This is a genomic window from Bacillus aquiflavi (genome assembly GCF_019915265.1).
Taxonomy (GTDB): Bacteria; Bacillota; Bacilli; order Bacillales; family Cytobacillaceae; genus Bacillus_BT; species Bacillus_BT aquiflavi.
Window position 1 is genome coordinate 493,983 of record NZ_CP082780.1, and the last position, 13,895, is coordinate 507,877.

The following is a 13,895-nucleotide window of genomic DNA, read 5'->3' on the forward strand; positions in this document are numbered from 1 at the left end:
AAATATAAATCTCATTATTAGGAGGTACAATTCGTTGAATAGCACTAAAAGGTTAGAAAAATCGTTAGAGCAGCTATTGATGAATTTTCAAGAAGTGAATCAAGGGTTGTCGGCTCATGAGGCGGTGGAGGAAGCACATCGCTGTTTGTATTGTTATGATGCACCTTGTATTAAAGCATGTCCTACAAGTATAGATATTCCTGCTTTTATTAAAAAGATTGCATCAGGAAATATGAAAGGTTCAGCAAAAACAATTATGTCTGCAAACCCAGTCGGAGCAAGCTGTGCACGAGTTTGTCCTACAGAGGAATTATGTGAAGGTGCTTGTGTATTAAACAAGTCAACGAAACCAATTTTAATAGGTGATTTGCAACGTTATGCAACTGATTGGGCAATTCAAAATGAGCAAATATTATTCAAACGTGGTGAAAAGAACGGGAAATCGATCGCAGTTGTTGGCGGGGGTCCAGCAGGATTATCAGCTGCTCGAGAACTTGCAAGATTAGGATATAAAGTGACTATTTTTGAAGCCGAAGAAGCAGCAGGCGGATTAAATATGTATGGAATTGTTTCCTTTCGATTACCTCAATCCATTTCATATTGGGAAGTAAATCAAGTGAAAATTTTAGATGTAGAAATTCGAACAAATACACGAGTAGGCTCTGATATTTCAACAAATGAATTATTGGAAAACTATGATTGTGTCGTGTTAGCAATTGGAATGGCTGATGTTTTCGACCTTCAAATAAAGGGTGAAGAACTAGAAGGTGTGTACGATGCTATCCAGTTTGTAAAAGATACAAAAACAAAGCCGTTGTCAGATAAGTTTGCCGGTAAGCGTGTCGCCGTAATCGGTGCAGGAAACACAGCGATCGATGGGGCAACATGTTCAGTTCGGCTCGGAGAAAAAAATGTGAAAATTTTATATCGAAGAACAGAAGCGGAAATGACTGCTTATGATTTTGAGTATGAATTTGCAAAACAAGACGGAGTTGAATTTAGATGGTTAACAGCACCGAAAAGAATTATTGGTGATGAAAATGGGCGAGTAACAGGGATTGAGTGTATTCAAATGAAGCTCGGTAAGCCTGAAGAAGATGGCAGACAGCGTCCAATCCCTATAGAAGGATCAGAGTTTGTTCTTGAAGTTGATGCAGTAATAAAAGCGATTGGACAGAGACGGTATATTCATTTAATTGAACAATTTAATTTAGACCATCATAACGGTATCGTCAAAGTTAATCAAAAAACATATCAAACTTCAAATAGAAGAGTTTTTGCATGTGGAGATGTTATCTTTGGAAAAGGACAAGGCGAAGCAATGGTCGTCACAGCTGCACAACAAGGAAAAGAAGCTGCCTATGCCATTCATAAGCAATTTTCCGAGCATATTTTTGAAACTGCTTAATGTTTTAATGTGTATGTTATAGGGGAAAAGCTTCCTCTTACGATCAAAATAAGGAGGTTTTAAGATTGGCAGATTTACGTATCAACTTAGCTGGAATTAAATCACCAAATCCCTTTTGGCTTGCATCAGCACCCCCGACTAACTCAGGATATCAAGTACAACGAGCCTTTGAAGCTGGCTGGGGCGGAGCAGTATGGAAAACTTTGGGGGAACCAATTTTAAATGTAAGCTCAAGGTTTGCGGCAGTGAGTTTTAATGGTCAGCGAGTAGCAGGCTTTAACAATATTGAATTAATAACCGATCGACCGTTAGAAGTGAACTTAAAAGAGATTTACGAAACAAAAAAGCGTTTTCCGAATCATGCAATTGTTGCCTCGCTAATGGTAGAACCAGCACAGGAAAAATGGCATGAAATGGTGAAACGTGTTGAAGATGTAGATGTAGGCGTAGACGGTTTAGAGCTTAATTTCGGCTGTCCGCACGGAATGGCGGAAAGAGGGATGGGGTCTGCATCTGGTCAAGTACCAGAGTTGGTAAAAAAAACAAACTTATTGGGTAAAAGAGGTTGCCACAACACCTGTCATTGTAAAATTGACGCCGAATATTACAGATATTACGGTTACAGCGGAGGCCGCGGCACAAGGCGGAGCAGATGCGATTAGTATGATTAATACGATTAATAGTTTAGCAGGTGTTGATTTAGATACATGGAATACAATTCCTCATGTTGGCGGTAAAGGGGCGCATGGCGGATATTGCGGACCCGCTGTAAAGCCAATTGCATTAAATATGGTAGCCGAATGTGCACGAAATCCAAATATAAACGTTCCGATATCAGGAATAGGTGGAATTTCTACATGGAAGGATGCGGTTGAATTTTTATTAATGGGTGCAACCGGTGTACAAGTATGCACCGCCGCAATGCACCATGGATTTAAAATTGTTGAGGATATGATTGAAGGATTACGTTATTATCTTGAAGAAAAAAGTCTCTCATCTGTTACAGAGTTAGTCGGGAAGTCTGTTCCAAAATATTCAGATTGGGGTGATCTTGACCTTCATTATAAAGTTGTTGCAAAAATTAATTCAGATATATGTATTAACTGTAATAAATGTTTTATTGCCTGTGAAGATACATCACATCAATGTATTGACATGTTAACAGATCAAGCAAGCGGCAAGAATTATTTAAAAGTCCGTGAAGATGATTGTGTGGGATGTAATCTTTGCTCGATCGTTTGCCCTGTTAACGGCGCAATTGATATGGTCGAAGTTCGTAGTGAACATCCGCCTATGACATGGAATGAACGGCAAAAAGTTCTCGGAAAAATTGCCAATTGTGAAGTTGATGTTTTAAAATAAATGATTTGTTTTTAAAGTGATAGAAGAGGAGATGCGTAAATGAAAAAAATAATTAAAAACGGAATAATTGTAACCGCCACTGATACTTATCAAGCCGATTTATTATTAGAAAATGGGAAAATATTAGCGATCGGGAAAATTTTTTCCGAACAGATGGCTGAAGTTATAGATGCTTCAGGATGTTACGTATTTCCTGGCGGTATTGATCCACACACACATCTTGATATGCCGTTCGGTGGAACCGTTACAAAAGACGATTTTGAATCAGGAACAATCGCTGCTGCATTTGGGGGAACAACAACAGTCATTGATTTTTGTATAACAAGTAAAGGTGAGCCGTTAAAAAATGCGATTCAAACATGGCATCATAAGGCGAAGGGAAAAGCGGTAATTGATTATGGTTTTCACTTAATGATCAGTGAAATAAATGATTCGGTTCTGAAAGAGTTGCCGTCTGTCATTAACAATGAAGGAATTACATCCTTTAAAGTATTTATGGCTTATAAAAATGTATTTCAGGCTGATGATGCAATGTTATTTCACACACTTGTAACAGCAAAAGAGCTTGGAGCCCTCGTAATGGTACATGCAGAAAACGGTGATGTTATTGACTATTTAACGAAAAAGGCTCTAAATGAAGGGAATACTGAACCTATTTATCATGCTTTAACAAGACCCCCTGAGGCAGAAGGAGAAGCAACTGGCAGAGCAGCTCAATTGACAGGCTTAGCAAACTCACAGCTTTATGTTGTCCATGTGTCGTGTGCAAATGCAGTAGAGAAAATAATTGAGGCAAGAAGCAACGGAGTAGACATCTGGGGAGAAACTTGTCCGCAATATTTAGTTCTCGATCAGACGTATTTAGAAAAGCCAAACTTTGAAGGGGCAAAATATGTTTGGTCTCCTCCGTTACGAGAAAAATCAAATCAAAATGTGCTTTGGAATGCGTTAAAAAGTGGTCAGTTGCAAACAATCGGTTCAGACCAATGTTCCTTTGACTTTAAAGGGCAAAAAGAATTAGGCAGAAGTGACTTTTCAAAAATACCGAACGGAGGTCCAATTATTGAAGATAGAATGAGCATTCTTTTCTCTGAAGGTGTTCAGAAAGGACGTATTTCTTTAAATCAATTTGTTGATATAACATCAACAAGAATTGCTAAGCTATTTGGTCTATTTCCGAAAAAAGGGACAATTTCTGTCGGGGCAGATGCTGATATTGTTATCTTTAATCCAAATATCGAGCGGGTTATTTCTGCCAAAACACATCATATGGCAGTTGATTATAATGCATTTGAAGGAATGAAAGTGACAGGTGAACCTATATCTGTTCTATCGAAAGGCCATTTTGTTATTCAAAATAAACAGTTTGTTGGTCAAGCAGGAAACGGACAATATTTAAAAAGAGCAAAGTATGGAATGCTTCAGCAGTTTGAAGAAAAATTGCTGATGTAACAAGCGTAATTATCAAAATATTATAAAAATAAAACATAAAAAAATATAGATATGAGGTGCTGCATATATATGGAGGATCAAGATCAATATTTAAAGTCTCCAGATTTATTGCCGATTGCGTACAATGATAAAAAAATTGGGACGTTAGGTTTCTCGGTTATGTGGATTGGGATGGCAGTTGTCCTTGCAGCATTTGCGATTGGAGGAGCGGGAGTTCAACAAATTTCGTTAGGGTGGGTCATCTTAGCAACGTTAATTGGCTGTGTTGCGATAGGGTTCATGATTACAATCATTGGAGATATTGGTATTGAACATGGACTGTCATTTCCAGTCTATATGAGGGCTCCCTTTGGAACGATTGGTACTCATATTCCATCAGTTATTCGCGGTATTTCTGCCTCATGCTGGTTTGGAATTAACACATACTTTGGAGCAACAGCTATGAATGGAATCTTGTATATTTTATTTAGTTTTGATCATTGGATTACGTGTTATTGTATCTTTGCGGCCGTACAATTAATTAATACTTCGTTTGGTATTAAGGCGATTGAACGGTTTTCTGATTTAGCAGCTCCGATTATTATCCTTATTTCTATTTGGATCTATAGTACGTTATCAGAACGCGCAGTTGAGCAAGGAAGAAATATTTGGTCTTGGGTTGAACATCCTATGTCGCAAGGTGCAGCTGTTACAGCGTTTTTTGTTGTGATCTTTAGTGTGATGGGATTTTGGGCAACGTTAGCTGCTGACATCCCTTCTATTTCTAGATTTATTAAAGCTCCTAAATACGAACGCAACTGGTTTAAACGCAATAAATCCTCTTTAATAGGCAGTATTATTGCAATGCCGTTAGCACAAACATTTATCGTCGCTATTGGTGCTGTTTCATATATAGCCGTATCAAATTATGATCCGGTTGTCGCCCTTCAAGAAGCAGCAAACGGTTGGATTTTAGCTATTTTGCTGCTAATGATTATCTTTGCCCAATGGTCAACAAACACTGCTGCAAATGTTGTGCCGGCGGCAACAATTTTTTCTAACCTTGGCGGACCGAAAGTGCCGTTTTGGGTCGGTGTATTTATTGCCGGAATAATAGGAACGGTCGTACAGCCATGGAATTTATTTGCGATTATCATTCCTTTTTTGTTAATGATCGGAGGGATTTTGTCCGCTATTACCGGGATTTTATTTTCAGATTATTATTTACTGCGGAAGCGTCGAGTGAATGTTCAAGATTTATATCGAAATGATGGCCAATATTACTATATGAATGGTTTTAATTTAGCGGGATTTATTGCATTTTTGTTTGGAGGAATTGCTTCTTACTTTTTGCCGACATATTCATTTGTCGTCGGGTTTCTTATCGGCGGAGCTACCTACTATTTACTTGCAAAATATTGGTGGTTTAAAAAATATAGACAAATAGAAATTGATCATCCTAGCGATGAAAAATATTTAGGGATTACTGTTGGCCGTGATTGGGAGATTGAAAAATCTTTCGATAATAGTTGCCAAAGTTTCAGGGGATTCATCGATTCCAATTGATTCGCAACAATAAATGGATGAAATAAGAGGAGGACGAACATGGCAGAAAGTAAAAAATTTTTTGCTGAAAGAGATAAAATTGATTATTTATTGCAAAAAGGATATAGAATCACGGGTGTGACTGAAAATGTCAGTGGTGCTTTTGTTGAGTTTACGAAAACAGACAGTACAAAGGAGAAAGAAACGTTGCATATTATGACAGCTGACGCCCGTAAGTATTTTTCTTCTATTTTACTAAACAAGCAAAAATTTTAATATGTTTAAGAAAGGAGAAATTTGGTTATGGAATATTTATTAAGCTGTAAAGGGAGTGCTTATCCTTGCGAAGTAACAATTGATGAGGATAACGGCAGGTATATGCTCCGAAAGGCAGATTCAAGCGGGGAATATTTTAATACACCCGAGGAGTTAGTAACATGGATTTTTAATAATTGGAAACCTGAGCAATTTTACGATGAAAAACAATTTGGAAAAATGCTTAATGAGATCCAAGTATACTCAAAAAAATGAAGAGTAATGAAAAAGGTTTCCTTTCAAAGGGAATTTTTTTCTCTATTAGTAAGGAGGTGCGCTGTTTGTTTCATTTACCGATTAAAACGTTTTTGTGGTTTATTCCATGGCCGTTTATTTGGATGACGCTTGCTGTGATTTTATATATTAAATTGAAGCGAGAAGATGATCAAGAAACTGATCATGAATAGAAAGGAAGATTACAATTGAAAACAGATGCAATTATTTTTCTTGTTTATTTAATCATCTTGCTTTTGATTGGGTTATGGGTATCTAGAAAAGCTTCAAAGTCAGTAGATCATTATCTTCTCGGAGGAAGAAGCATTGGACCAGCGGTTACTGCAATGACAATGCAAAGCAGTTCGATGAGCGGCTACATGTTTATGGGTGGGCCTGCGTTAGCTTTTCAACAAGGTTGGTATGCGATTTGGTATGCAATTGGGGATGCAGGCGGTGCGATTATCAATTTATCTGTATTAGGAAAGAGAATGCGGCGGCTGTCAGAAATTTTCGGCGCACTATCACCGATTGAGTATTTAGAAATGCGCTATGAAAGTGCAGCAGTTAGGGTAGTTGGATCAGTCATCTCGATTACGTTCTTGTTTGCTTACGTTTTTGCCCAGTTTATTGCTTCAGGAAAAGCATTAACTACACTAACGGGATTTCCTTATGAGCTATCCCTTTTAATTGGTGTCGGTGTGATTATTTTTTACACAGTTGCTGGCGGTTATTTAGCAGTTGTCTATACAGATTTTGTTCAAGGGATCATTATGGTGTTAGGTGTATTAGGTATTTCAATCATGGCACTTTTACATGTCGGCGGGCTTTCTGGGATGAATAAAGCACTTGCCAATATTGATCCGACTTACTTAAGTATTTGGGGGAAGGACTTAGTTTATTATGGTCAATGGGGGGTTGTTTTAGGGGCAATTCTTATTTACTCTGTCGGTTATATGGGACTTCCTCATGTTGTTGTTCGTCATATGTCGATGAAAAGCACTAAAACAGTTAAAGGAGCAATTTTATGGGCAGCTTCATGGAATCAAATTTTTATTTTTTCCCCGTACATTTTAGGGTTAATCGGAATTATTTTATTACCTCATTTAGCTGATCCGGAAATGGTAATTACGGAGCTTGCTTATCAATTTTTTCCAGGCTTTTTTGCTGCAATTTTATTATCAGCGATTATGGCAGCGATCATGTCAACATCGGACTCATTATTAATGCAGGCAGGAAGCATTTTAGCAAGAGATGTATACCAGCGTTTTATTAATAAAACGGCATCTGAAAAAAGAATGATCTTAGTTTCACGTCTCTGTATTTTAATTGGCGGAATTGTCGGGGTCATTGTTGCCATTTACGAGCCTCCTTCTGTATTTGCCCTTGTTATTTTTGCATTCGGCGTTTTAGGAAATAGCTTTATTGTTCCGTACGTTGCTTCTGTTTATTGGAAAAAGGCGAACAATATGGGGGCGCTTTTTGCAATGATTGGCGGCGGAGCTACAAATATTTTTTGGACATTGCTTCAATTAGAAGGGATTACAGCTATTCATTCGTTTTTAGCTGGTTTAATGATTTCGATCATCGGAATGGTTATTGGTAATTATTTTGGACAACCTCCTTCTCAGGAGGTTGAAGAAGCTTTTGAACGAGCAAAAGGAATGCGAAACTTGCCAAAAATACTAGGAAAAAATATTGCCAAAGAACTGGCACCTGAAGCGAAAAATATTTCTGATCAACTATAAGGAGGATAAGATGGATATTGTTACTCAGCAAATAGAATATGAAGAGGATGAGGTTACAGCTCTATTGAAAAATATGAGTCCAGCTTCAACATTTACGGTTGATCAGCTAGTTTACTATCCATACTCTTTATTTCAATACGCAATTAAAACAAGGCGAATTTTTAAGGCGGAGGGGAAAGTAGGCTGTACAATCGAATTAATTAGTGGACGAGGCTCAATTATTCAAAATGATCCTTCTTTGATAAGTATGACTGTAAATAAAAATTCAAAAAAATTATTATCTAAATTGAGTCAACAAGAAGCGGCTAAGCTTGCAAAACAATTTATAAATGACATGCTAATGCTGAAACTGAAATTTCTAACTACTCCAACAATTCAATTAGTGAAGAATAAGTTATTTTATCGCCCATATTGGATTGTGACCGAAAAAACTGGAGCTCATCATCACCGTCTTATTGTCGATGCTATTTCGTTAGCTTACCATCCTTTATCATAATATTTTAGCGGGGAGATGAAAGAAGGCTCTCGGGAATTGTTTCTCAATCACTAGGAAATACTACGGACATTACAAAAATGTGAGGGGTATTTATGATGGATGAGAAAATGTTTAGAGCGATCAATCGGTTTTCAGGTCATCTCCCGCTGTTAGATATGCTAATGATATTCATTTCAAAAAAGGTTCGTTACGTGTTTATTTTAGTGTTAATTTTTAAATACTATCAAAGTTCTGCACACAAAAATGAAGCTGTACATGCAACAAGGTCTGCGCTCTTTGCTTTATTGATTCTTTTTTTTATTAAGCTGTTTTATTTTAAACCTCGTCCGTTCGTAAAACGTCGGGTAGGTATTCTTATTCCTTCAAAAATGGATTCGTCATTTCCAAGTAAACATACGATGCTTACTTTTGCTGTATCTACCGCTATATTCCTCCATGAACGGGTGCTTGGGGCCATACTTGGAGGATTGGCAACGTTGACGGGTTTTTCTCGGGTTTGGCTAGGACATCATTATCCATCCGATGTGCTCGGAAGTGCTCTAATCGGCAGTTTAACGAGCATGCTTACTGGCTGCACATTTTCAAAAAATAAAAATTTGAAACAATAGGGATTTATTGTTATATTTTTACTTAGACAACTGAATCGACAAAACTATTGCAAAAGTTCCTCATCAATGAAATTGTCGCATTGTTATATCATCTGAAATGATATTGGAGGAATTAACGGATGAGATCTTATTTGTCTGTAGAAGAAATTTTGACACGAAAGCATTTTGAATGTTCTGAGGTTGTTGCTGGGATTGATGGTGTAACTAGGTCAGTTAAATGGGTTCACGTAGTTGAAGTGACGAACATTAAAAAGCTCTTAAACGGACAAGAGTTAATTTTGTCGACTGGAGTCGGCTGGAAAGAAAATGATGCATTATTTCGCTCATTTCTCTTACAATTAATTGAAAGTGATGCAGCTGGCTTGTGCATCGAAATAGGAGCTTATACGAAAAAAATACCAGATGGAATTATCGCTTTAGCAAATTCATATTCTTTTCCGCTTATTCTTTTTCATGAAGAAGTTCCTTTTGTAGAAATTACCCAAGATATCCACTCATTACTTATTAACCAACATTATGAAATGATTTCAAATTTAGAGTCCTATTCTCAACAGTTAAATAAAAATTCATTACAATTCGAAAGTTATGAAGAAATTTTACTATTTTTACATGAATACATTCATGTAGATGTCATGCTTATTTTTGAAGAAATTGAAGCTGTAGTTCCAAATTTAACAAAAAATGATCAGGAAGAAATATTGCAAAAAATGAAGGAAGGAGATAAATTATCTACCGCTCATCAGCCTGTTCAAGTCTTTGGAAATGAATATGCTCAGTTAATGATCCATTCGAAAAATAGAAGTTTAACAGAATTTGATTTATTAATACTCGATAGGACAGTAACAGCAATTGCTCAGCATTTTATGAGGAATTTGTTTGTTGAAGAAAAAAAACGGAACAACGAATCTGAATGGATAAAGGAATGGCTTAGTGAAGGGCATAGTGAAGAGGTTATTAGAGAGTATTTAATGTATTATGATCCAGAGCGAAAGTGGAACGGAGGAGTCGTCTGTATTTGCAAACTTTATGCAACTGTTAAAAGAGATCATCATGTTGATGATCCTTACTTTAAGTTAATTTTTAGAACTATTTTTGAACAGCAAGGTTTTGCTGTTTTTATAACAGAGATACGTGATAGGCTTGTATTTATTTTAATTAATAAGCGTTCGAAAAAAGCATGGAAAGCAAGAATGAAAGAAGGGTTTCAACGAATAAAAAATGCTGAATTTGTAAGGAAACAAAAATTTGCAAATACCCCGTTTGCAATTGGGAAGTACGTCAATCAGCTAAGTGAAATACATAAAAGCTATTTTAGTGCAATTGAAACGTTAAAATTAATAAACAAACTGTCCAAAAACAATGATTGGCATTTTTATGAAGATTTGCACATGTATCGTCTTATTTCACTTATTAACAGGCATACAGATCTTCAAGAAATCGTCATGGAATATTTAGAACCTGTCATTCAATATGATAAGAAATATAATGGTCAGCTTATGGAGACACTCAAAACTTATTTAGCATATAACGGATCAAAGCAAAAAACCGCGAAACATTTGTTCATTGTAAGGCAAACTCTTTACCATCGCCTTGAAAAGTTAGAAACATTATTAGGAAAAGATTTTATGACATCTGAAAAAAGACTTGCAATTGAATTTATGATGTTAGCTTACGACTATTTAATATCAACTAAACAAGTGATCCATTTGCAATATGAACATTAAATCTTTGCAATATGTGGAAAAACTAACTCTTTCAATTTAACAATCTGTCTAATGAAAGTCTTTTTTAATTAAGCAATAATACATGTAAGTATATTGAAAAGTAGTTTTGGAAGTTTAATATTTTAAAAATCCAGATTTAAGGAGGCTATTGAATGACTGTTACAAAAAATGAAACAATTATTTTGAAAAACTATATTAATGGTCAATGGGTTAATTCTAATAGTAATGAAACGTTAGAAGTGCCAAACCCTGCTACAAGAGAAGTGTTAGCAAAAGTACCAATATCGACAAAAGAGGATGTAAATAAAGCTGTTACTGCTGCAAAGGAAGCATTTAAAACATGGAAAAACATTCCTGTCCCAAAAAGAGCACGAATATTATTTAAATACCATTATTTACTGACAGAACATCATGAGGAGCTAGCACGACTCATTGTCCAGGAAAATGGAAAGGCTTACACAGAAGCATATGGCGAAGTTCAACGCGGGATTGAATGCGTTGAATTTGCTTCAGGCGCTCCTACACATATGATGGGTGAATCTCTTTCAGGAATTGCAGAAGAGATTGACTCAGAAATGTTTCGCTATCCATTAGGTGTCGTTGGGGGGATTACGCCATTTAATTTTCCGATGATGGTTTCGCTTTGGATGTTTCCGCTCGCCGTTGCATGCGGCAATACATTCGTTTTAAAGCCATCTGAAAGAACACCAATTCTTGCAAATCGGCTCGCCAAGTTATTTGCCGAGGCAGGTGCTCCCGCTGGAGTATTAAATGTCGTTCATGGTGCGCATGATGTTGTAAACAGGTTAATTGAACATGAAGATATTCAGGCGATTTCCTTCGTCGGTTCACAACCAGTAGCTAAATATGTTTACGAGCGATCGGCAGCTAACGGGAAACGTGTTCAAGCACTGTCAGGAGCAAAAAATCATCATATTGTCATGCCAGATGCAAATATCAAAAAAGCTGTCGAGCATGTTTTAAGTTCAGCTTTTGGAAGCGCAGGACAGCGCTGTATGGCATGCAGTGCCGTAGTAATTGTAGGAGATAATAAGCAATTTGTACAAACGATTAAAGAAAAAGCAGATGAACTTGCGATTGGAAATGGGATGGAGGATGACGTTTTATTAACCCCAGTTATTCGAGAATCACATCGTAAAAAAGCGCTTGAATATATTCAAAAAGGGCTTGAAGAAGGAGCGTCGCTGCTTCGTGACGGTCGCAAGGAGATGGAACAATTACAAGATGGAAACTATTTAGGAGCGACGATCTTTGACCATGTAACACCGCAAATGACAATTGCAAAAGAAGAAATCTTTGCTCCTGTTTTAAGCCTGCTTAGAGTTGACAATTTAGATCAAGGATTAGAATATATTCGAAAATCACGATTTGGAAATGGTGCAACAATCTATACAAAAGATGCAAAAGCAGCGAGAAAGTTTCGTGAAGAAGCAGATGCAGGTATGCTCGGCATTAATGTAGGCGTACCAGCAACAATGGCATTTTTCCCGTTTTCAGGCTGGAAAGATTCTTTCTATGGTGATTTACATGTGAATGGAAAAGACGGGATAAACTTTTATACTCGTAAAAAAATGATTACTTCTCGATTTGATTTTTAAAAAGGGTGGTGTGATCAGATGACAAAGGTAAATGCGGGTGAGGATTTATTAGCGAAAGATGAAAAATATATTTGGCACTCAATGAAGCCATACAACCCTGAAGGAACGGTGATTGCAACAAAAGCGAAGGGATCATGGATAACAGATAATACAGGAAAAAAATATTTAGATGCCATGTCAGGTTTATGGTGTGTAAATGTAGGCTACGGCAGAACTGAATTAGCAAAAGCCGCATATGAACAGTTGAAGGAGCTCGCTTATTTTCCACTTACCCAAAGTCACGAAGCTGCAATAAAACTCGGAGAAAAGCTTAATGAGCTTTTAGGCGGCGGCTATGTCATCTTTTTCTCAAATAGCGGATCGGAGGCGAATGAAACAGCATTTAAAATTGCCCGTCAATTTCATCATCAAAACGGTGAGCATCATCGATATAAAATCATCTCGAGATACAGAGCTTATCACGGTAATTCAATGGGGGCGCTCGCTGCTACTGGTCAAGCGGAGCGAAAGTATAAGTACGAACCGCTTGCTCCTGGTTTTGTTCATGTTGCACCTCCTGATTGTTACCGTGATCATGAAGAAAAAAATTGCCCTTCACATCAGCTTAAGGCGGTGAAGGAAATTGACAGGGTGATGACATGGGAGCTTAGTGAGACAATTGCAGCAGTCATCATGGAGCCAATTATTACCGGGGGCGGGGTTATCATGCCACCAGAAGGATATATGAAGGGCGTCAAAGAAATTTGTGAGAAACATGGGGCATTACTCATTGCCGATGAAGTCATTTGTGGATTTGGCCGAACTGGAAAGCCGTTCGGTTTTATGAATGATGATGTAGAACCAGACATCGTTACGATGGCAAAAGGAATTACAAGCGCTTATTTGCCGCTAGCTGCGACAGCCGTAAAAAAAGAAATTTATGAAGCATTTAAAGGAAGTGACGATTATGAATACTTTCGTCATGTTAATACATTTGGCGGAAGCCCGGCTGCATGTGCACTAGCATTAAAAAACCTCGAAATTATGGAAAGGGAAAATTTATCTGCTCGCTCTAAAGAAGTAGGAAGTCAACTTCTGAATCAATTGCATGCTTTATTGCAAAACCATCCATATGTTGGGGATGTTCGAGGTAAAGGGTTGCTTATTGGAATCGAACTTGTTGCTGATAAGACGACTAAAGAACCGATTGATCAAGCGATCGTAAATAAGGTGATTGGAATTTGTAAAGAAAATGGTGTCATAGTAGGAAAGAACGGTACTACTGTTGCTGGATATAACAACGTACTAGCACTTGCACCGCCATTAAATATTGAAACAGAAGACATAGAGTTTCTTGTGAAGACCATAGTAGGTGCATAAAACGGATTATTATAAATAATATTATCTTTCCTTATTAGTGAGGAAGGGGTTTGTCAAAAATACAGAA

General features: G+C 37.2%; 12 protein-coding genes and 1 pseudogene. All 13 read left to right on the plus strand.

The window, feature by feature from the left end; translation table 11 throughout:
• The first annotated feature begins 79 nt into the window (after nucleotides 1-79).
• The 13 genes and pseudogenes from K6959_RS02545 to K6959_RS02600 all read left to right on the plus strand — a co-directional run bounded on the left by K6959_RS02545 (nucleotide 80) and on the right by K6959_RS02600 (nucleotide 13,828).
• Nucleotides 80-1,408 (plus strand): NAD(P)-dependent oxidoreductase, encoded by a 1,329-nt coding sequence (locus tag K6959_RS02545; RefSeq protein ID WP_223088288.1) that lies wholly within the window; start codon nucleotides 80-82, stop codon nucleotides 1,406-1,408.
• Between the two features lie 65 nt (nucleotides 1,409-1,473).
• Nucleotides 1,474-2,770, plus strand: a pseudogene (gene preA, locus K6959_RS02550) (NAD-dependent dihydropyrimidine dehydrogenase subunit PreA).
• Nucleotides 2,771-2,809: 39 nt separating this feature from the next.
• Nucleotides 2,810-4,222: a dihydropyrimidinase gene (hydA, locus tag K6959_RS02555; protein WP_163240334.1), complete on the plus strand. Its 1,413-nt coding sequence runs from the start codon at nucleotides 2,810-2,812 to the stop codon at nucleotides 4,220-4,222.
• 69 nt (nucleotides 4,223-4,291) lie between these two features.
• Nucleotides 4,292-5,767, plus strand: coding sequence for an NCS1 family transporter (locus K6959_RS02560; protein ID WP_163240332.1), 1,476 nt, complete (start codon nucleotides 4,292-4,294; stop codon nucleotides 5,765-5,767).
• Nucleotides 5,768-5,806: 39 nt separating this feature from the next.
• A complete protein-coding gene (locus tag K6959_RS02565) occupies nucleotides 5,807-6,022 on the plus strand; it encodes a hypothetical protein (RefSeq protein WP_163240330.1) in 216 nt (71 codons plus the stop codon).
• A gap of 27 nt (nucleotides 6,023-6,049) precedes the next feature.
• A complete protein-coding gene (locus tag K6959_RS02570; RefSeq protein WP_163240328.1) occupies nucleotides 6,050-6,277 on the plus strand; it encodes a hypothetical protein in 228 nt (75 codons plus the stop codon).
• Nucleotides 6,278-6,342: 65 nt separating this feature from the next.
• Entirely contained in the window at nucleotides 6,343-6,468 is a 126-nt protein-coding gene (locus K6959_RS18735; protein WP_258561155.1) for a hypothetical protein, read from the plus strand.
• Between the two features lie 15 nt (nucleotides 6,469-6,483).
• Complete coding sequence (locus K6959_RS02575; RefSeq protein ID WP_223087552.1) at nucleotides 6,484-8,022, plus strand: sodium/proline symporter; 1,539 nt, start codon at nucleotides 6,484-6,486, stop codon at nucleotides 8,020-8,022.
• Nucleotides 8,023-8,032: 10 nt separating this feature from the next.
• Nucleotides 8,033-8,518, plus strand: a complete 486-nt coding sequence (locus K6959_RS02580; protein ID WP_163240324.1) for a hypothetical protein — start codon at nucleotides 8,033-8,035, stop codon at nucleotides 8,516-8,518.
• Nucleotides 8,519-8,613: 95 nt separating this feature from the next.
• The gene (locus tag K6959_RS02585; RefSeq protein WP_223087554.1) at nucleotides 8,614-9,126 is read left to right on the plus strand and encodes an undecaprenyl-diphosphatase; all 513 of its coding nucleotides are present in this window, start codon (nucleotides 8,614-8,616) and stop codon (nucleotides 9,124-9,126) included.
• A gap of 119 nt (nucleotides 9,127-9,245) precedes the next feature.
• The gene (locus K6959_RS02590) at nucleotides 9,246-10,850 is read left to right on the plus strand and encodes a PucR family transcriptional regulator (RefSeq protein ID WP_223087555.1); all 1,605 of its coding nucleotides are present in this window, start codon (nucleotides 9,246-9,248) and stop codon (nucleotides 10,848-10,850) included.
• Nucleotides 10,851-11,002: 152 nt separating this feature from the next.
• Complete coding sequence (locus K6959_RS02595; protein WP_163240318.1) at nucleotides 11,003-12,469, plus strand: CoA-acylating methylmalonate-semialdehyde dehydrogenase; 1,467 nt, start codon at nucleotides 11,003-11,005, stop codon at nucleotides 12,467-12,469.
• A gap of 18 nt (nucleotides 12,470-12,487) precedes the next feature.
• Entirely contained in the window at nucleotides 12,488-13,828 is a 1,341-nt protein-coding gene (locus K6959_RS02600; protein ID WP_223087557.1) for an aspartate aminotransferase family protein, read from the plus strand.
• Nucleotides 13,829-13,895 lie beyond the last annotated feature (67 nt).

Excerpts from the sequence above, each read along its gene's own strand:
- K6959_RS02580 (WP_163240324.1), top strand. The coding sequence starts at position 8,033 with ATGGATATTGTTACTCAGCAAATAGAATATGAAGAGGATGAGGTTACA.
- hydA (WP_163240334.1), top strand. The coding sequence starts at position 2,810 with ATGAAAAAAATAATTAAAAACGGAATAATTGTAACCGCCACTGATACT.
- K6959_RS02585 (WP_223087554.1), top strand. The coding sequence starts at position 8,614 with ATGGATGAGAAAATGTTTAGAGCGATCAATCGGTTTTCAGGTCATCTC.
- K6959_RS02560 (WP_163240332.1), top strand. The coding sequence starts at position 4,292 with ATGGAGGATCAAGATCAATATTTAAAGTCTCCAGATTTATTGCCGATT.
- K6959_RS02545 (WP_223088288.1), top strand. The coding sequence starts at position 80 with ATGAATTTTCAAGAAGTGAATCAAGGGTTGTCGGCTCATGAGGCGGTG.
- K6959_RS02590 (WP_223087555.1), top strand. The coding sequence starts at position 9,246 with ATGAGATCTTATTTGTCTGTAGAAGAAATTTTGACACGAAAGCATTTT.
- K6959_RS02570 (WP_163240328.1), top strand. The coding sequence starts at position 6,050 with ATGGAATATTTATTAAGCTGTAAAGGGAGTGCTTATCCTTGCGAAGTA.
- K6959_RS02595 (WP_163240318.1), top strand. The coding sequence starts at position 11,003 with ATGACTGTTACAAAAAATGAAACAATTATTTTGAAAAACTATATTAAT.
- K6959_RS02600 (WP_223087557.1), top strand. The coding sequence starts at position 12,488 with ATGACAAAGGTAAATGCGGGTGAGGATTTATTAGCGAAAGATGAAAAA.
- K6959_RS02565 (WP_163240330.1), top strand. The coding sequence starts at position 5,807 with ATGGCAGAAAGTAAAAAATTTTTTGCTGAAAGAGATAAAATTGATTAT.